Genomic DNA, 18892 nt, shown 5'->3' on the forward strand with positions numbered 1-18892 from the left:
AAAGTTTACAAACCCTCAGCACCCCAAGGACATGGACAGGGGATAGGGGTGTGTTGGTTCGTCATTTTTTGTCAGCCATTGATTAGGGAGAGAGAGCAACATGAACGTGCAACGCAAGACCCTTACGCGCGCGATACGCGCGTCCTTGATGGCCTCACTGGTCGCGATGCCGCTGATGGCCGCCGCCCAGGACGCGGCCCCCGATACCACCGACACGACCCGGACCCTCGATGCGGTCACCGTCACCGGTACCCGCATCAAGCAGACCAACGCCGTCACCGCCCAGCCGGTATTCGTGCTCGACCGGCAGAAGCTGGACGAGACCGGCGTGCAGACCGTGGGCGAAGTACTGCAACAGCTGACCTCGAGCGGCCAGGCGCTCAACGCGAAGTTCAATTCGTCGGGCAACTTCGGCTATCCGCCCGATGGCGGCGGCATCGGCGCCGGCTCGGCCCAGGTCGACCTGCGCCACCTGGGCTCCAAGCGCGTGCTGGTCCTCGTCGACGGCATCCGCTGGGTCAACGAGTCGTCCGCGTCCGGCGTGTCCGGCAGCGCCGACGTCAACACCATCCCGCTCGCCATCGTCGAGCGCATCGAAGTGCTGGAGGACGGCGCGTCCTCGATCTACGGTTCGGACGCGATCGCCGGCGTGGTCAACGTGATCACCCGCCGCAACTTCGACGGCGTGCAGCTCAACGGCTACTACGGCGAATATTCGCGCGGCGGCGAGACCACCGAGGCCTCGGTGACGATCGGCGGCGGCGGCGAGAAGTTCAATGCCGTGTTCGCGGCCAGCTACTACGAGCAGAAGTCGATCGGCTCGGGCGAATGGGAGCAGTCCTCCTACCCGACGCCGGGCACCGGCGTGCGCGGCGGCAGCTCGGGCACCCCGCAGGGCCGCTACACCTTCTGCGATCCCTCGCGACCGGCGGGCACCCTGGGCTTCTGCGACCCGGCCGGCGACTTCTGGTACGACGTCACCCTGGACGACGGCACCACCAGCCCGGTCTGGAACCCGGCCGATCCCGATGCCGGGACCTACCATGGCTTCGGCGGCGCCGACCGCTTCAACTTCGCGCCGTACAACCTGTTGCTGACGCCCAGCAAGCGCAAGTCGATCTTCGCCAGCGTCAACTACGACCTGAGCGAGAACGTCCGCCTGCACGCCAAGGCGCTGTACAACAACCGCACCTCGACCAACCAGGCCGCGCCCGAGCCGATCTTCGTGGGCCCGTTCGCCGGCACCGGCGGCATCGCCGATACGATCGTCGTGCACGAAGACAACCCGTACAACCCGTTCGGGATCACCCTCGATCCGGCCAGCAACTTCGGCTGGGTCACGCGACGCCCGGTGGAAGTCGGTCCGCGCATCTTCTCCCAGGACGTCGACACCAGCTACATCAACGTCGGCCTGGACGGCATCTGGAACGTGGGCAACGGCTACAGCTGGGACGTGAACGCGGTGCACTCGGAGAACAAGGCCGAGCAGCGCTTCACCAACGGCTACAACGTCGCCAAGCTCAAGCTCGCGCTCGGCGACCCGGCCGTCTGTGCGCAGGTGCCCGGCTGCGTGCCGCTCGACTTGTTCGGCGGCCAGGGTCGTCCGATGACGCAGGAGATGATCGACTACATCCGCACCACCCAGATCGACTCCAGCAAGCAGACCCTGGACATCCTGTCGGCCAACATCACCGGCGACCTGTTCGCCATCGGCGACCGTTACGCCGGCTTCGCCGCGGGCGTCGAGCACCGTAAGTACCAGGGCGACTTCAACCCCGATCCGCTGCGGCAGACCGGTGAGTCGCAGGACTCCTTCGCGGCCGCCGTGTCGGAGGACTACGACGTGAGCGAGGTCTACGCCGAGGGCAACTTCCCGCTGCTGTCGACCCTCGACGTCAGTGCCGCGCTGCGCTACTCCGACTACTCGACCTTCGGTGGCGCGACCACCGGCAAGCTGGGCTTCCGCTGGCAGCCGGTCGAGGACCTGGTGCTGCGCGGCACCTACTCCGAGGGCTTCCGCGCCCCGAACCTGGGCGAGCTCTACGGCCTGACCCAGTTCGGCGCCACCCTGGTCGATCCCTGCGGCTCCACCGGCAGCCCCGGCCCGGCATCGCCGGACTTCGCCGCCGGCTGCCTGGCGCAGGGCGCGGGTCCGAACTTCGAGCAGGCCAACACGCAGATCACCACTTTCACCGGCGGCAACCCGAACCTGCAGCCCGAGGAGTCCGACAGCTACACCTTCGGCGTGGTGTACGCGCCGTCCTGGGCCGAGGGCCTGAGCTGGTCGGAGCGGATGGATTTCGAGTTGAGCTACTACAACCACGAAATCGACGGCGCCATCCAGGCGCGTGACCTGCAGGCCCTGCTGGAAGCCTGCCTGCGCGCGGGCGGCACCACCGCCGCGTCGCCGAGCTGCGCGCCGTTCACGCGCCAGGCCAGCGGCAACCTCAACCCGCCGGAGAACTTCCTCGACAACCTCGGCACCATCGAGACCGACGGCCTCGACATCAAGGTCAACTGGGCCAGCCCGGAGTGGGGCTGGGGCCGCCTGACCGCGGCGCTGCAGGCCACCACCGTGTTCGACTACCGCGCCGTGGACATCGACGGCAACGAGTCGCAGCGCGAGGTGGGCATCGAGGTCAGCGACAGCGCCATCCCGGACTGGCAGACCAACCTGACCCTGGGCTGGAGCCTGGGCGACTGGTCGGTCAACTGGACCAGCCGCTACATCAGCGCGGTGGACGAGTACTGCTCCAACGTGCCGGTGCCGGAGGCTCCGGGTTGCATGGGCGGCGTCGAGAAGAACACCCTCGGCTCGACCACGTTCCACGACATGCAGGTCAACTGGAGCGATGCGTTCGCGCTGGAAGGCCTGAAGTTCTCGCTGGGCGTCAACAACGTGTTCGACAAGGAGCCGCCGGTCTGCTTGACCTGCTCGTTGAACGGTTATGACGCCGGTACCTACGACCTGCCCGGGTCGTTCTGGTACCTGAGGGCGGACTACCGCTTCTAGTCGCGCGCGGCTGGATCGCAATGAAGAACGGCCGGGGCTCGCCCCGGCCGTTCTTTTTTGCGGCCGCCGCAATGATGGCGCAGGCGGCGGGTCAGGGCGCGGCGGCGCGCTTGCGGTACACGATGAAGATCACCAGGTCCTCGTCGCCGCGCTGGTAGAGGGCATGCGTGCTGCCATCGCGCGTCAGCACCGCGTCGCCCGGGCCTACGTCTCGGTTTGCGCCGTCGAGCATCAGCTCGCCGCGCCCGGAGAGGACGTAGTAGATCTCGTCCTTGTCGTTGCGGTGCTCGCCGATGCTCGCGCCGGGATGCAGCGCGCGTTTGCGGAAGATCGTCTCGAAGCCCTCGGCATCGTCGAAGAACGGATACGCCGTGGTGGTGCCGGTGCCCTCGTGGGGGCCCGGCTGCTCGACGGCGATGTCGCGCTCTGACTGGACGTAGGAATCGCGGCGCGGTTCGCCCGCGTCCGCGCCACCGGCCGCGACCAGGGCGGCGACGGCGAGGCAGGCGGGCATGCGCATGGCGGCCGTGCTCCCCGTCCCGGACTCAGCGCGCCAGCCAGCCGCCATCGACGGGGATCACCGCGCCGTTGACGTAGTCCGAGGCCGACGACGCCAGGAACACCGCGGTGCCGCCCAGGTCGGCGGGCACGCCCCAGCGCCCGGCCGGGATACGGCCCAGGATCTCGGCGCTGCGGGCCGCGTCGGCGCGCAGCTGGGCGGTGTTGTCGGTGGCCATGTAGCCCGGCGCGATCGCGTTGGTGGTCACGCCCTTGGACGCCCACTCGTTGGCGAGCAGCCGGGTGATGCCGGCGATGCCGCTCTTGCTGGCGGTGTAGGAAGGCACGCGGATGCCGCCCTGGAAGGACAGCATGGACGCGATGTTGATGATCTTGCCGCGGCCCTGGGCGATGAAGTGGCGCCCGGCCGCCTGCGACATGAAGAACGCGGACTTGATGTTGACGTTCATGACGTCGTCCCAGTCCTTCTCCGTGAAGTCCACCGCGTCGGCGCGGCGGATCAGCCCGGCGTTGTTGACCAGGATGTCCAGGCCGCCCAGGCCCTGGAGCGTCTCGGCGATCACGCGGTCGATCGGCTCCACGCTCATCAGGTTGGCTTCGATCGCGACGAAGCGCCGGCCCATGGCCTTGACCTTGGCCTCGGTTTCGGTCGGCGGCGCGATGCCGGCAGCGGCGATGTCCGCGCCGGCCTCGGCGAGCGCCAGCGCGATGCCCTGGCCCAGGCCGGTGTTGGCGCCGGTGACCAGCGCGACCTTGCCTTCCAGGCTGAACGGGTTGTGTGCCATCGATATCCCCTTGCGTGTGGGTGCCGGACCTGCGCGCTTACTTCAGCTGGCAGATGTCGAGCTGGTTCATGTCGGTGTAGTCGAGGTTCTCGCCGCCCATCGCCCAGATGAAGCAGTAGTTCTGCGTGCCCGAGCCCATGTGGATGGACCACGGCGGCGAGATCACCGCCTCGTTGTTGGCGATGACCAGGTGGCGCATGTCGGCCGGGTCGCCCATGAAGTGCATGACCCGCTCTTCGCCGAGGTCGAAGTAGAAGTAGATCTCCGAGCGGCGGTCGTGCAGGTGCGGCGGCATGGTGTTCCAGACGCTGCCCGGCTTGAGGATCGTCAGGCCCAGCAGCAACTGGCACGAGGTGCAGGTCGCCGGGACGATGTACTGGTAGATCGTGCGCTCGTTGCTGGTTTCCAGCGCGCCGCGCTCGAGCGGCACCGCGTTGGCGATCGAGATGTGCTTGACCTCGTGGCGGGTGTGCGCCGGCGTGGAGGCCAGGTAGAACAGCGCCGGCCTGGCCGCGTCCGCGGAAGCGAAGCTGACCTCGCTGCCCATCGGCACGTACAGGCCGTCCTTGGGCTCCAGCGCGTGCTCGGTGCCGTCGACGGTCACCGTGCCGGCGCCGCCGCCGACGTTGACCACGCCCAGCTCGCGCCGCTCCAGGAAGGGTTTGCCGGCCGCCGAGGCGGGTTCGGTCTGCGCGGGCAGGGCGATGGGCGCATCGGTCGGGGCGGCGCCGCCGATGACGAAGCGCTCGTTGTGCGAGTAGTTCAGCGTGACCTGGCCGGGCTTGAACAGGTCCGTGACCAGGTAGCGATCGCGGAGCTGCTGGTTGCTGGCGCCTTCCATCATGTCCGGGTGGGTGGCGTGGTAGGTCTTCTGGAACATCGTGTCGAGCCTCCGTGGTTGCGGTCGCGCGGGCCATGGGCCGGGCGGTGTTTCGGTATACGGCTGCCGATTCTACGGATTTCGGTAACCGGTGTCATTTTGCGCTGCGCCATCGTCGCCCGGGCGCATGGCGGGGCGAGCCGGGATTCAGGCCCGGCGGACGAGGGCGGGGCTCAGGTTTCCGGCGGCTGGCAGGAGTCGCGCACGATCAGGTGCGGGCGCACGCTCGCGATGGGTCGTCCACGGACGTCGTCGTCGGCCTGGATGAGCATCGCCGCGGCGACCCGGCCGGTATCGCGGGTGTTGCGCCTGACCGAGCTGAGCGGCGGCCACAGGCGCGAGGCCAGCGGGCTGTCGTCGTAGCCGATCACCGACAGCTGGCGGGGAATGTCGATGCCCATGCGCAGGGCGACGCGGTACACGCCGGCGGCCATTTCGTCGTTCGCGCAGAAGATCGCGGTCGGGCGGCGCTTGCCGGCAAGCAGCTTCTCGGCCGCGGCCACGCCCGACTCGAAGGTGTAGCCGGCTTCCAGGATGCGCGACTTCGGCAGCTCGATCCCGCGCCGGGCCAGCGCGTCGACGAAGCCGCCGGTGCGCTCGATCGCCGAGCGGTAACTCGACGGGCCGGTGATCACCGCCATGTCGCGGTGGCCCAGGGTCTGCAGGTAGTCGGCGGCCTCCGCGGCGCCGTCGCGGTCGTGGGTGATGACCATCCGCGAGTGGTCGTCGAGCGCGAGCGCGGCGATGCGGGTGTAGCGGCAGCCGATGCCATCGAGCATGTCGGCCAGGGCCTGGTCCTCGGACACGCGCGGCACCAGCATCACGCCGTGCAGCTTCTGCTGCTGGACGAAGCGCCGCACGCCGTCGATGTAGCCCGGGCTGCGGCTGTCGCACGGGTGCACGACCAGTTCGAAACCCGAGTCGCGCAGGGCATCGAGCGCGCCGTACTGCATGTTGACGATGAACTGCGCGGTCGGGTTGTCGTAGACCATCCCGATCAGGAACGAGCGCCGGAACGCGAGCCCGCGCGCAAGTGGGTCGGGCACGTAGCCGACGTCGCGCATGAGCTTCTCGACCCGCTCCCGGGTTTCCTCGCGCACCAGAGGCGAACGGTTGATGATCCGCGAGACGGTCTTCTTCGATACCCCCGCCAGGCGGGCGATGTCGTTGATGGTCGCGCTCTTCCCCGGGGGCAGGGGCGTGTCGCTGGCGGTCTTCCGGGGTTTTCGGGGTGCGGGCATCCGATCGGGTCCGGCTCGGGGAGTCGTGCTGGGATGATAGCCGTTCGACTCAGTCGAAGGCCCGGTAGCGATAATCGAGGAAGCGCACCTTGCCCTCGCCGGCGGCGTACAGGCCCGGGCGCAGGGACAGGAAGCGGCCGGCGACGTTGTGGTGGTACCCCGAAAGCTCCATCTGCACGCCGTACTTGGTCCACTCGCGGCCGTCCGTGCTGTGGTGGATGGTGAGGATCTGGTCGCGGTAGGTCATCCGCAGCCACAGGTCGCCGCCCGGGCCAGGGGCGAGGCGCGCGGGGCGCTCCTTGCCATAGCGGTGCATGATGAAGTCCTCGCCGTTGCTGCCGATGCCGGCGTACAGGCGATCGCTGTAGAACATCAGCGCGCCGCCCACGGCGCCGGGGTCGATCCGCATGTGGACCTCGAAGCGGTAGTCGCGGTCGCCGGCGATCTGGGTCAGCGGCGAGGCATCGGCCGGCACCGTGCCCTTGCCGCCCAGCACCAGGGCGCCGTCCTCGAAGCCGATCCGCGACATCTCGCCCGGGGCGGGATCGTAGAAGGCCCACTGCGGCCCCAGGTCCGGCCCGTCGAAGCTGTCCGACAGCGCCATGCCGTGCGCGACCGCGGTGCCGGCCGGCTTGGGCAACGGTGCGCCCAGGTCGCCGCCCTTCGCCACGAACCAGCCGTCGTCGGTCCATTCGATCGGGTCCAGCAGGGCCTGTCGGCCCAGCGTCCACAGGCCGTGTTCGTAACCGTGGTAGACCATCCACCATTGCCCCGCGGTGTCCTCCACCAGGGTGGCGTGGCCGCGCGACCACCAGTCCTCGCTGCGCGCGCGGGTGCGCACGACCGGGTTGTCGGGCGCGTTCTCCCAGGGGCCGTGGATCGACTTCGAGCGCGCAACGATCACCATGTGCCCGGTGGGCGGGCCGGCGGTGCCGCCGACGGCGGTGATCATGTAGTACCAGTCCCCGCGACGGGTGATCTTCGGGCCCTCCTGGGCATAGCCCTCGACCACCCAGTCCTCGGGATATTTCCAGCCGTCGTAGACGTGCTTGACCTCGCCGACGGTGGAAAGCCCGTCGTCGGCGAGGCCGACGTAGTCGCCGCCGCTGAGGAAGAGGTAGCGCTTGCCGTCCTCGCCGACCGCGTGGCCCGGATCGATGTGGCCGGGAAGTCCGATGTTGACCGGCGCGCTCCATGGGCCCTCGATGCTGTCGGCCCAGACCACGTAATTGCTGCGCCGGGTGCCCTCGGTGCCGCCGACGCGGGCGGGGAAGTAGATGTAGTAGCGGCCCTCGTGGCGGACCAGGTCGGGTGCCCAGATCGAGCCCACGTTCTCGCTGATCGCGTGGCCGACCGGCGCCCAGTTGACCAGGTCGCGCGAATGCCAGATCGGCAGGCCCGGGTAGGCGTCGAAGGACGAGAGGGTCATGTAGTAGTCGTCGCCCACGCGCAGCACCGACGGATCCGGGTGGTCGCCGCCGAGGATCGGGTTGAGGAAGGTCCCGTCGCCGAGGTCCGCCTTGCGCTGGTTCTCGATGCCGCGTGCCCATCGCGCCTCCGGCGACTCGACCGTCGCCGTCCCGCCAGGCGCGTTCCCGGTCGTCGCCGGCGGGTCCTGGGCTGCGCCGGTGCAGGCCGCGAGGGCGAGGCTGGCGCAGGTCGTGAGCAGCAGGGCGAGGGCGCGCGGGGCCGGTCCGGTCATCAGGTGTCTCGTCTGGGAGGGAAAGGCCATCGATGGATGACACCGATGGTCATTCCGAAGCTACCAAAGGCGCCGCGCCGAGGCATCGTGCGCTGCAGCAAGGGTCGCGCAGGCATTGCGGTTACAGTGCGGTCATCAGGATCAGGCGCGCCGAAGCACGAATATGACACCGATGGCCAAACTTTGATCGCATTCCCGGCCCACGGTCGACGCCCGGCACGCCGGAGGATGCCGGTGAGCCGGTATCGCGGCCTGGATGCCGTCAAGCCTTGCGCCAAGCGGCGGAGGGACGGCGAACCGGGGCTGTGTCGCGAGACCCGGGTCAACCAGCACTGGATGCACTGAGCATCATCACCTTGCGGGTCGCATGCGCCCGCACCTTCGAACAACGATGGGGATCGACCATGGCGCACAACGACACCGCGACCGGCACGCCGGCCGGGGATACCGGGAACACCCGCTTCATCCTGCTCATCAGTCTGGTCGCGACGATCGGCGGCTTCCTGTTCGGCTTCGACAGCGGCGTCATCAACGGCACCGTCGATGGCCTGCAGGCGGCGTTCCGTTCCGACTCGGTGGGCACCGGCTTCAACGTCGCCTCGATGCTGCTGGGCTGCGCGTTCGGCGCGTTCTTCGCCGGTCGCCTCGCCGACCTGTACGGACGGCGCGCGCTGCTGATCGTCGCCGCCGCCTTCTTCATCGTCTCGGCGTGGGGCTCGGGCGTGGCGACTTCCTCGCTGGAGTTCGTGGTCTACCGCGTGCTGGGCGGGCTCGCGGTCGGCGCGGCGAGCGTCATGTCGCCGGCTTACATCAGCGAGGTATCGGCCGCGCACTACCGCGGTCGCCTGGCCACGGTGCAGCAGATCGCGATCATCGGCGGCCTGTTCGCCGCCTTCCTCAGCAACTACCTGCTGGCGAAGTTCGCCGGCGCCTCCACCCAGCCGCTCTGGGGCGGGCACGAAGCCTGGCGCTGGATGTTCTGGATGGAAATGGCCCCGGCCGCCCTGTTCCTGGTCGCGCTGCTGTTCATCCCCGAGAGCCCGCGCTTCCTGGTGGTCAAGGCGCGCAACGCACAGGCGCTCGGCGTGCTGGTCCGGCTCTACGGTCCGACCGCCGGCGCGGCCAAGCTGGGGGAGATCGAAGCCTCGCTGGCCCGCGACCACCACCGCCCGAGGCTGTCGGACCTGGTGTCGCGCGCCACGGGCCGGCTGCGGCCGATCGTCTGGGTCGGCATCGGCCTGGCGACCTTCCAGCAACTGGTGGGCATCAACGTGGTCTTCTACTACGGCGCCGTGCTCTGGCAGGCGGTCGGCTTCTCGGAAAGCGACGCGCTGCTGATCAACGTGTTGTCGGGCGCGCTCAGCATCGGTGCCTGCCTGCTGACGGTCGTGCTGATCGACCGGATCGGGCGCAAGCCGCTGTTGTGGGTCGGCTCGCTGGGCATGGCGGTCACCCTGGGGCTGGTGACGGTGGCCTTCGCGACCGGCTCGCTGGATGCCCGGGGCACGCTGCAGCTGTCGGATTCGATGGGCGTGCTGGCGCTGGTGGCGGCCAACGTCTACGTGGTCTTCTTCAACCTGTCCTGGGGACCGGTCATGTGGGTCATGCTCGGGGAAATGTTCCCCAACCAGATTCGCGGCTCCGGTCTGGCGGTCGCCGGCCTGTTCCAGTGGGGCGCGAACTTCGCCATCACCATCACCTTCCCGGTGATGCTGGCCGGCGTCGGCCTGGCGGCGACCTATGGCTTCTACGCCGCATCCGCGTTCGTGTCGATCTTCTTCGTCCTGCGCTACGTGCACGAGACCAAGGGCCGCGAGCTGGAGCAGATGGAAGGATAGGGAGTTGGACGTGATTGGGGATTGGTGATTGGGCGTGCGCACGGAGCTGGCGACTGGCCGGCGCGTCCGCCGGCCCGGTCGGGTACGGCGCCATCACCCGCGGTGACGCCCGTGCGCCTGGGCGCACGGGCGGAGATGCATGAGGCTTCAGGCCTTGAGCAGCGCCGGGAGCCAGAGCGACAGCTGCGGGAACACGGCCACCACGATCAGCACGGCGATCGCCGCCAGCCAGAATGGCCAGATCGAGCGCATGCTTTCGCCGATGCCGATCTTGCCGATCGCCGTGCCGACGAACAGCACCGAGCCTACCGGCGGCGTGACCAGGCCGATGCCGCCGGCCAGGACGAGCACGGTGCCGAACTGCAGGGGATCCACGCCGAAGGCCTTGGCCACCGGCAGGAAGATCGGCGTGCAGATCAGGATCATGGGCGCCAGGTCCATGAACGTGCCCAGCAGCAACAGGATCACCACGATCAGCAGCAGCACCGTGTAGCGGTCGTCGGCGATGCGGCCCAGCAGTTCCACCGCGGCCGCCGGCACCTGCAGGTAGGCCAGCAGCCAGCCGAACAGCGCCGCGGTGGCGATCACGAACAGGATCACGCCGGTGGTGCGGGCCGCATGCGCCACTGCGCCCCGGAACGCCTGCCAGTCGAGCATGCGATAGATCGCCAGCGTGACCAGCAGCGCGTACACCACCGCCACCGCCGCGCTCTCGACCGCGGTGAAGATGCCGGCGCGGATGCCGACGAAGATCAACGCCACCAGGCCCAGCCCGGGCAGCGCCGCGACCAGGCGCAGCATCACCGCGCGCATGCCCGGGAAGGCTTCGACCCCATAGCCCCGGCGACGCGCGATCATGTAGCCGGTGAACATCAGCGTGACCGTCATCAGCAGCGCGGGCAGGATGCCGGCGGCGAACAGGTCGGCGATCGAGATGCCCCCGCCCACCGCGGCCGAATACAGGATCAGGTTGTGCGACGGGGGCACGAGCAGCGCGACCAGCGCGGCGGTGATGCTGACGTTGACGGCGAAGTCGCGGTCGTAGCCGCGGTTGACCATCTGCGGGATCATCGTGCCGCCCACCGCGGAGACGTCGGCGATAGCCGAACCCGAGACGCCGCCGAAGAACAGCGAGGACAGCACGCTGACCTGGCCCAGGCCGCCGCGGATGCGTCCGACGAGGGCGGCGGCGAGGCTGATCAGGCGCTCGGAGATGCCGCCGCGCATCATGATCTCGCCGGCGAAGATGAAGAGCGGGATCGCGATCAGCGAAGCGGTGCCGATGCCGGCGCCGACCTGCTGCACCAGCACGATCGACGGCAGGCCGAGGCTCAGCAGGACCACCAGGGAGGCCGCGGCCAGCGAATAGGCCACCGGCACGCCCAGCAGGAGCAGCACGAGGAAGGTGCCGAACAGCAATGCGATGTCCATGGTCAGGCCTCCCCGTCGTCGATCGTGGCCGCGGCGCCGCGCCACAGCCGGGGGAGGGCGAACAGCACCATCAGCGCGCCGCCGAGCGAAAGCGGCCCGAACGCGATGCTCTGGGGCAGGGGGGCGCCGGCCATGCGGATGTCGATGCCGTCGAGCAGCAGTCGTGCACCCCAGGTGGCGAGCACCGCGCCGATCGCGATGGTCACCACGGCGGTCAGCCGCTCGGTCGCGCGACGGGCCGGGCCGGGCAGCGCCTGCGCGAGCAGGTGGAAGCGGAAGTGCCGGTCCTCGTGCACCGCCGCCGCCGCGCCCAGGCTCATGGCCGTCGCCAGCAACAGCAGGGTGACCGGCTCGGTCCAACTTGGCGAATCGTTGAGCACGTAGCGGGCGAAGACCTGCCAGCCCTGGACGACGACCAGCCCGAGCAGGGCGATGCCGGCCACGCCGATGGACAGCGAGGCCAGGCGATCGAGCAGGCGCAGGGCCGCCGCGCGCGGCGCGGCGGGAGGTGCGGTACGGGTAGTGGCGGGCGTCATTGCGCTCCTCATGCGAGATCGCGGATGGCGCGGTAGAGCGGCGCGATCCGTTCACGGTTCAGGTAGTCGTCGAGCAGTGGCTGGGCTGCCTGGCGGAAGGCGCCGACGTCGACCTCGTTGATCGCGACGCCGGCCTCGATCACCGCCTTGCGCGCGGCCGCTTCGGACTCGTCCCACAGCCGGCGCATGACCTGGACGGACGCGCGGGCCACGTCGGTCACCAGCGCGCGGTCGCCCGGCGCCAGCGACTCGAGGCTGCGGCGCGACATCAGCAGCAGGTCCGGCGCATAGGAATGCTCGCTCTGCGACCAGAAGCGCGCGGCCTCGAACTGTCGGCTGGAATGGAAGCTGCGCATGTTGTTCTCGGCGCCGTCGATCAGGCGCGTCTCCAGCGCCGAGAACACCGCGCCGTACGACAGCGGCGTCGGATTGGCGCCGAACAGCCGCAGCAACTGGATGAAGATGTCCGAACCGGGTACGCGGAACTTGAGTCCATGCAGGTCGGCCGGCTCATGCAGCGGGCGCTGGGTGTTGTAGAAGCAGCGCGCGCCGCTGTCGTAGATCGCCAGGCCCACCAGGTCGCGCGCCTCGAAGCTCTTCAGGACCGCGGCGCCGACCGGTCCGTCCAGCGCGCGGCGCAGGTGCGGCACCGAGTCGAAGACATAGGGCAGGCAGAGCGCCTGGGTCAGCGGGAACGCGTTGTTGAGCGCGCCGCTGTAGACGCGGGTGATGTCGATCGCGCCGAAGCGGGCCATGTCGATCGCCTCGGCCTCGCGGCCGAGCTGGCCGGAGTGGTAGAGGCGGATGCGCAGGCGGCCGTCGGTCTCGCGGGCCAGGGTCTCGCCGATCCACTTCACGGCCTCGACCGTGGGGTAGCCATCGACGTGGACATCGGTGGCGGTCAGCGCCCCGTCGGGGGTCTTGCCGATCGCCGGTAACAGGGGCGTGGACAGGGCGGCGCCGATGCCGGCCGCCAGGAAGCGACGCCGGTCCATCATGCCGCGTGGCCCTCGCCGCCACTGCGGTTCGTGGCGGCGGCCGCGACGGCCCGTCCCTCGAGGTCTTCGTGTCCCACGAAACTCACCCGCGCATTCTGTCCGGCCACGATATCGTGGATGCCGGTCGCGTTGCCGGTCGCGATCAGGGTGCCGGCCCTGAGCGGGCGCCCACGCCGGGCCGAGCGCGAGAGCGCGAACGCATACGCGGCCCGCAGCCCGCCCGGCAACGTGGTGGCGCCACCGGTGCCGACGCACTGGCCCTCGATCCAGGTCTCCGCACGCAGCTGCGCTTCCGGAATCGCGCGCCAGTCGGGGATCTCACGGCCGAGCACGAGTCCATTGTTGTTGCCGAAGTCGGACACCACCACGCGCGGTCCCAGCACGTTGATCGTGGCCAGGGGACTGCTGGCGACCTCGATGCCGGTGAACAGGCGGGCAGGCAGTGCCTCGGCGTCTTCGGCGGTCCAGTCGAGCTTGTCGGCGGGGGCGTCGGCCTCCAGCCGCAGCACGTACTCGGCTTCGATCGCGCCAAACCCGCCGCCGAACACCGGTACCTCGTTGCAGCCGTCGGCGGCCCACACCTGGCGCGCGAAGATCGGGCCCAGCAGGCGCTCGTCGCCGGAGGCATCGCGCCGGTCGGGATGGATGTAGCCGACCTTCCAGCCGACGACCTCGTCGTCCCATGCGGCGATCGCCAGGTCCTGCACGGCATAGGCGGCCACCAGGTCCGCGGGGATCGTGCCGGGGAAGTCCGGCAGCGACGTGCCTGCGCGCCTGGCCCGGACGAAGGCGCCGGCGATCGCGGTCGCGTCCCCGCCCTGCTGCGTCGCATCCGTCGCGTTGTCGTTGCCCTTGCTCAAGTCGCTCCCTCCCGAATCGATGTTGCGGTGCACATGGCGTGCCCTTGGCTTACTCGTATATGGTAAACCGGTGTCATTTTCAATGTGCAGTGCGGCAAAACACTTCGCGCTAACGTGGAGCGGCCGCGAACCCGGAGGAAGTCCATGCAGTCGATCAGTTCTTCGCCCGTCCGTTGGACCGGTGCCCTTGCCCTGCTGTTGTCGATGGCGATGCTGGGCGCGCCGCCGGCCGTGGCCGCGGCCGACCCGCAAGCACTGGCGTTCCCCGGAGCGCAAGGCTGGGCGGCGCATACGCCCGGTGGACGCGGCGGCCGGATCATCAAGGTGACCACCCTGGAGGCCGAAGGCCCGGGCTCGTTCAGCGAGGCGGTGAAGGCCAAGGGACCGCGCACCGTGGTGTTCGAGGTCGGCGGCGTGATCGACCTGGGCATGAAGACGGTGCGGATCGACGAGCCCTTTTTGACCATCGCTGGACAAACCGCGCCGCAACCGGGCGTGACCTTCATCAAGGGGGGGCTCGTGGTGGCCGCCCACGACGTGGTCATCCGCCACATCCGCGTGCGCCCGGGCGACGGCGGCCTGCCCAAGATGGCCGGCGTGGACTTCGATGCCATCACCACCATGCGGGGCGCGCACGACGTGATCGTCGACCACTGCTCGTTGACCTGGGCGACCGACGAGAACCTGTCGGCGTCGAGCACGCGCTTCGCCGGCGAGTCCGAGGCCGAGTGGATGCAGAACGCTTCGCGACGGATCACCTTCAGCAACAACATCATCGCCGAGGGCCTGGCCCACGCGACCCACGGCAAGGGCGAGCACTCCAAGGGCAGCCTGATCCACGACCATGTCAACGACGTGCTGATCGTCGGCAACCTCTACGCGCACAACTACGAGCGCAACCCGCTGTTCAAGGGCGGTGCGCGCGGCCAGGTGATCAACAACCTGGTCTACGACCCGGGCCAGCGCGCGATGCATTACAACCTGATCGCCGAGGAATGGATCGGGCATCCCTATTCGCGGGGCCAGATGGTTTCGCGCGGCAACGTGATGCGCGCGGGTATCTCGACCGAGGAGCTGGCGTTCTTCACCATCGGCGGCTCGGGCGACGTCGACGTGTTCTTCGAGGACAACCTCGCCCTGGACCGCATCGGACGGCCGCTGCCGATGGAGGGGCGCTACACCACCGCGCCGGTCGAAGTGAAGCCGATGGCGCGCGCGCCGGCGTTGCCGTTCGGGGTCGAACTGCTGCCGTCGGCGCAGGTGCAGGATGCCGTGATCGCCACGGCCGGTGCCCGGCCCTGGGACCGCGACGACACCGATCGCCGCATCCTCGCCGACACCATCGAAGGCCGCGGCACGATCATCGACAGCCAGGACCAGGTGGGCGGCTACCCCGCGCACGCGCCCACGCGGCAGGCCTTCGTTGCCGCCGACTGGAACCTCGACACCATGGAGCCGCTCAAGCCGCTGGATCGGCGTGAGCCGCTGAAGTAATGCGCGCGGGTGGTGGATGCCGGGCGCCGCGGGTGACCCGCGGCGTCGGTCCCGGGCTCCGGGGGCGTTGGCACGGGTGGGGCGGACTGCTCCTGACCGCACTGCTGGCGACGCAACCCGCGTGCGCGGAGACCCTGTCGTCGGAAACCGTGGACGACCTCGCCTCGCGGGTCTTCCTGTGGCCCGGCGAAACCGGGCCGGGATCGGCGGCGCTCGAGCTGGAACAGCGAATCGTCGAACGCAGCGACGACCCGGCCCTGCCGGACCGCATCGTCACCGGCGTCAGCCGGCCCTACCTGGTCGTCCATCGACCGGCGCGTGCGAACGGGCGTGCCCTGCTGGTGATACCGGGGGGCGCGTACCGCCGCATCGTCCTCGACAAGGAAGGGTCGGCACTGGTGCCGGTGTTCGCAGACGCCCTCGGTTACACCCTGTTCGTGCTGCGCTATCGATTGCCGGGTGAAGGCCACGAGGGCGCCCGCGACGTGTCCGTGGCCGACGCACAGCGGGCGATGCGCGTCATCCGCGACCAGGCCGATCGCTGGGGCATCGACCCTCGACGCATCGCCGCGATGGGCTTTTCGGCCGGCGGCCACGTCGCCGCGAGCCTGGCGATGCGCCACGACGAAGTCCTCCACCCGCCCATGGACGCGATCGACCGGCTCGACGCACGTCCGCAGGGCGTACTGCTGATGTACCCGGTGATCGACATGGGCGTGCACGCGCATGCCGTGTCGCGCGAGCACCTCCTGGGCGCCGATCCCTCGCCCGGGGCGATCGCGTCCTACTCGATGCAGAACCGCGTCCGCGTTGGCATGCCGCCGGTGTTCCTGCTGCATGCGGCCGACGATGCCAGCGTCGACCTGGCCAACAGCCTGCAGTTGTACGCCGCCCTGCGCGAGGCCGGCGTGCCGACCGAAATGCATCTCTACGCGAGGGGCGGGCACGGCTTCGGCGTGCGCGACATCGGCGACAGCAGCCTGTCGCTGTGGCCGCGCGTGGCCGATGCGTGGCTGCGCCAACTGGACCCCGAGGAACCCGATGAGCCCTGAACGCCGCACCGCCCGCCCCGAGGATCCGATGCGTCGCCGCCTGTTGACGGCGGCCGCCGGCGCGACCGGCGTGTTCGCCGCCACCGCCTTCATGCCCGGCGTGCACGCGGGCAGCGGCGCCGCGCATCCGCTGGCCATGACCCGCAGTGGCCAGGTGCGGGGCTTCCGCGACCGCGGCATGCAGGTGTTCCGGGGCATTCCCTACGGCGCCGATACCGGACCCCGGCGCTTCCGGCCCGCCTTGCGCGAACAGCCCTGGGACGGCGTGCGCGACGCCCTGGCATTCGGTGCCGCGAGCCCGCAGCGCGACGAGGGCGAAGCCACCAGCGAGGACTGCCTGTTCCTCAATGTCACCACGCCCGCCCTGCGCGACGGCGGCCGTCGTCCGGTGCTGGTCTACATCCATGGCGGCGGCTTCAACAACGGCTCCGGCAGCGACCCGCTTTACGATGGCGTGAACCTGTGCACTCGCGGCGACGTCGTCGTGGTCACCGTCAACCACCGGCTCAATGCGCTCGGCTACCTGTACCTGGGCAACCTCGGTGGCCCCGCCTACACCGATTCCGGCAACGTCGGCCAGCTCGACCTGGTGCAGGCCCTGCACTGGGTGCGCGAGCACGCCACGGAGTTCGGCGGCGACCCCGGCAACGTCACCGTCTTCGGCCAGTCCGGCGGCGGCGCCAAGATCGCCACCCTGATGGCGATGCCGGCCGCGCGCGGCCTGTTCCATCGCGCGTGGACCATGAGCGGCCAGCAGGTGACCGCGGCGGGGCCACGGGCGGCCACCCAGCGCGCGGCGCTGCTGATCGAGGCTGCGGGCCTGCCCGCGGGCGACATCGACGGCCTCCTGCGCCTGTCGCCGGCGCGCCTGCTCGACGCTGCGCGCGTGCGCGATTCCTCCCGCGTGGAAGACAGCAGCCTGTACTTCGGGCCGGTGATGGACAGCGGCAGCTTGCCGGTGCATCCGTTCTGGCCGGAGGCGCCGTCCCAGTCCGCGACCATCCCCATGGTGATCGGCAACACCCGCGACGAAACCCGCGCCTTCCTGGGCAACGATCCCGACAACTTCACGCTGGACTGGGAGCGCCTGCCGCAACGGCTGGAGAAGCAGCAGTTCGTCGACATCCGGCCGCAGGCGGTGATCGACGAGTACCGCCGCCTGTATCCGGACTACACGCCCAGCGAGGTGTTCTTCGCCGCGACCACCGCCGGGCGTTCCTGGCGCGGCGCCGTCGAGGAGGCCGAAGCGCGCGCGCGCCAGGCGGCCGATGGAGGCGCGCCCACCTGGGCCTACCAGCTCGACTGGCATCCGGACACTGACGACGGTCGCAGGTTCCGTGCTTTCCATACGCTCGACATCCCGTTGGTCTTCGACAACACCGCCCAGCCCGGCTCGCGGACCGGCGATGGCGCGCCGGCGCGCGCGATGGCCGCACGCATGAGCGCTGCGCTGCTGGCCTTCGCCCGCAGCGGCGATCCCAACCACGCCGAGCTGCCGCACTGGGCGCCGTACACGCTGCCGGGGCGCCAGACCCTGGTTTTCGATGCCCGCAGCCGGCTGCAGGACGATCCCCGCGGCGGCGAACGCCGGCTCTACCAGCGCGTGCCCTTCGTCCAGCGCGGAACGATGTGAGCCGGGCGCCCCGAACACCACCCTGGAGATGTCCATGAAGACCTGCCTCCCCCTCGTTGCCGCCTCGCTGCTGGCCGCGGCTGGCGCCACCAGCGCCCAGGCCTTGGCGACGCAGCCCCGTCCCGCGCCGGTCCCCATCCGCGCCGACAAGATCATCCTCGTGGGCGACTCGACCACCCAGGTGCTGAGCGGCTGGGGCGGTGCGTTCTGCGCCAGGCACGTCAGCGCCTTCGTCGCCTGCGTCAACCTGGGCCGCGGTGGCCGCAGCAGCTACAGCTACCGTGCCGAAGGGTCCTGGGACATCGCCCTGGCGGAGATGAAGACCGGTGCCTACGACAACACCTGGGTCCTGGTGCAGTTCGGCCACAACGACCAGCCCGGCAAGCCCGGCCGCTCGACCGACCTGGACCGTGAGTTCCCCGCGAACATGCGCCGCTACGTCGAGGAGATCCGCGCCGCCGGCGCGCGACCGGTCCTGGTCACGCCGCTCACCCGGCGCATGTTCACGGACGGCCGCCTCGACGACGACCTGCAGCCCTGGGCCGACGCGGTGCGTCGCATCGCCCGCGAGATGGACGTGCCGCTGGTCGACCTGCACGCGCGCAGCATGGCCGCCGTGCAGGGCATGGGCCCGGTGCAGGCGATGACGCTGGCGGAGATCCCGCCGCCGTCCTGGATGTCGGCCGCCGCGCAGACCGGCACCACGGTCGACCACGACGTGCCGCCGCCCCCGGAGGTGCCGGCCGACCCGACGGGCCGCGCACCCCTGGGCCAGCCGAAGTGGCAGTTCGACTACACCCACCTCGGCGACACCGGCGCCGCGTTCTTCGCCGCGATCGTCGCCGACGAACTCACGCGGGTCGTGCCGGACCTGCGCGAGCGCATGTATCCCTGAGGGGTCGGAGCCCAC

General features: G+C 69.9%; 14 protein-coding genes and 1 pseudogene. 6 read left to right on the plus strand and 9 right to left on the minus strand.

Annotated elements, in window-relative coordinates; all coding sequences use genetic code 11:
- The first annotated feature begins 148 nt into the window (after positions 1-148).
- The gene (locus tag H4F98_RS12240) at positions 149-3013 is read left to right on the plus strand and encodes a TonB-dependent receptor plug domain-containing protein (RefSeq protein ID WP_246373149.1); all 2865 of its coding nucleotides are present in this window, start codon (positions 149-151) and stop codon (positions 3011-3013) included.
- A gap of 91 nt (positions 3014-3104) precedes the next feature.
- Here the strand turns inward: H4F98_RS12240 and H4F98_RS12245 are convergent, their stop codons facing one another.
- The 5 genes and pseudogenes from H4F98_RS12245 to H4F98_RS12265 all read right to left on the minus strand — a co-directional run.
- The gene (locus H4F98_RS12245; RefSeq protein WP_425487602.1) at positions 3105-3533 is read right to left on the minus strand and encodes a cupin domain-containing protein; all 429 of its coding nucleotides are present in this window, start codon (positions 3531-3533) and stop codon (positions 3105-3107) included.
- A gap of 25 nt (positions 3534-3558) precedes the next feature.
- Complete coding sequence (kduD, locus tag H4F98_RS12250; protein ID WP_182688067.1) at positions 3559-4317, minus strand: 2-dehydro-3-deoxy-D-gluconate 5-dehydrogenase KduD; 759 nt, start codon at positions 4315-4317, stop codon at positions 3559-3561.
- A gap of 37 nt (positions 4318-4354) precedes the next feature.
- Entirely contained in the window at positions 4355-5197 is an 843-nt protein-coding gene (gene kduI / locus H4F98_RS12255) for a 5-dehydro-4-deoxy-D-glucuronate isomerase (protein ID WP_182688068.1), read from the minus strand.
- 173 nt (positions 5198-5370) lie between these two features.
- Complete coding sequence (locus tag H4F98_RS12260) at positions 5371-6438, minus strand: LacI family DNA-binding transcriptional regulator (protein WP_182688069.1); 1068 nt, start codon at positions 6436-6438, stop codon at positions 5371-5373.
- A 49-nt stretch (positions 6439-6487) separates the two neighbouring features.
- A pseudogene (locus H4F98_RS12265) lies at positions 6488-8002 on the minus strand (family 43 glycosylhydrolase); the annotation flags it as partial.
- A 542-nt stretch (positions 8003-8544) separates the two neighbouring features.
- Between H4F98_RS12265 and H4F98_RS12270 the strand changes: the two are divergent.
- A complete protein-coding gene (locus tag H4F98_RS12270) occupies positions 8545-9978 on the plus strand; it encodes a sugar porter family MFS transporter (RefSeq protein WP_182688072.1) in 1434 nt (477 codons plus the stop codon).
- Between the two features lie 147 nt (positions 9979-10125).
- On the opposite strand, the gene H4F98_RS12275 is transcribed toward H4F98_RS12270, so the two are convergent.
- The 4 genes from H4F98_RS12275 to H4F98_RS12290 are packed head-to-tail and all read right to left on the minus strand — an operon-like array spanning position 10126 to position 13803.
- Positions 10126-11409: a TRAP transporter large permease gene (locus H4F98_RS12275; RefSeq protein WP_182688074.1), complete on the minus strand. Its 1284-nt coding sequence runs from the start codon at positions 11407-11409 to the stop codon at positions 10126-10128.
- Between the two features lie 2 nt (positions 11410-11411).
- Positions 11412-11945 (minus strand): TRAP transporter small permease, encoded by a 534-nt coding sequence (locus H4F98_RS12280; protein ID WP_182688076.1) that lies wholly within the window; start codon positions 11943-11945, stop codon positions 11412-11414.
- A gap of 8 nt (positions 11946-11953) precedes the next feature.
- Positions 11954-12943, minus strand: coding sequence for a TRAP transporter substrate-binding protein (locus H4F98_RS12285; protein WP_182688078.1), 990 nt, complete (start codon positions 12941-12943; stop codon positions 11954-11956).
- Positions 12940-13803, minus strand: a complete 864-nt coding sequence (locus H4F98_RS12290; protein WP_182688080.1) for a 2-keto-4-pentenoate hydratase — start codon at positions 13801-13803, stop codon at positions 12940-12942. Before H4F98_RS12290 ends, H4F98_RS12285 begins: the two co-directional genes overlap by 4 nt.
- A 144-nt stretch (positions 13804-13947) precedes the next feature.
- Between H4F98_RS12290 and H4F98_RS12295 the strand changes: the two genes are divergently transcribed.
- From H4F98_RS12295 to H4F98_RS12310, 4 genes are read left to right on the plus strand one after another with little or no spacing between them, the layout of a single operon-like run.
- Positions 13948-15297 carry a pectate lyase family protein gene (locus H4F98_RS12295; RefSeq protein WP_182688082.1) on the plus strand — a complete coding sequence of 450 codons (1350 nt, stop codon included), beginning with the start codon at positions 13948-13950 and terminating at the stop codon, positions 15295-15297.
- Complete coding sequence (locus tag H4F98_RS12300; RefSeq protein WP_182688085.1) at positions 15297-16349, plus strand: alpha/beta hydrolase; 1053 nt, start codon at positions 15297-15299, stop codon at positions 16347-16349. Before H4F98_RS12295 ends, H4F98_RS12300 begins: the two co-directional genes overlap by 1 nt.
- The gene (locus H4F98_RS12305) at positions 16339-17982 is read left to right on the plus strand and encodes a carboxylesterase/lipase family protein (protein ID WP_425487603.1); all 1644 of its coding nucleotides are present in this window, start codon (positions 16339-16341) and stop codon (positions 17980-17982) included. Before H4F98_RS12300 ends, H4F98_RS12305 begins: the two co-directional genes overlap by 11 nt.
- Before the next feature lie 34 nt (positions 17983-18016).
- A complete protein-coding gene (locus H4F98_RS12310) occupies positions 18017-18877 on the plus strand; it encodes a rhamnogalacturonan acetylesterase (protein ID WP_182688087.1) in 861 nt (286 codons plus the stop codon).
- Positions 18878-18892: the final 15 nt, after the last annotated feature.

The organism is Marilutibacter spongiae (assembly GCF_014145325.1).
Taxonomy (GTDB): domain Bacteria; phylum Pseudomonadota; class Gammaproteobacteria; order Xanthomonadales; family Xanthomonadaceae; genus Marilutibacter; species Marilutibacter spongiae.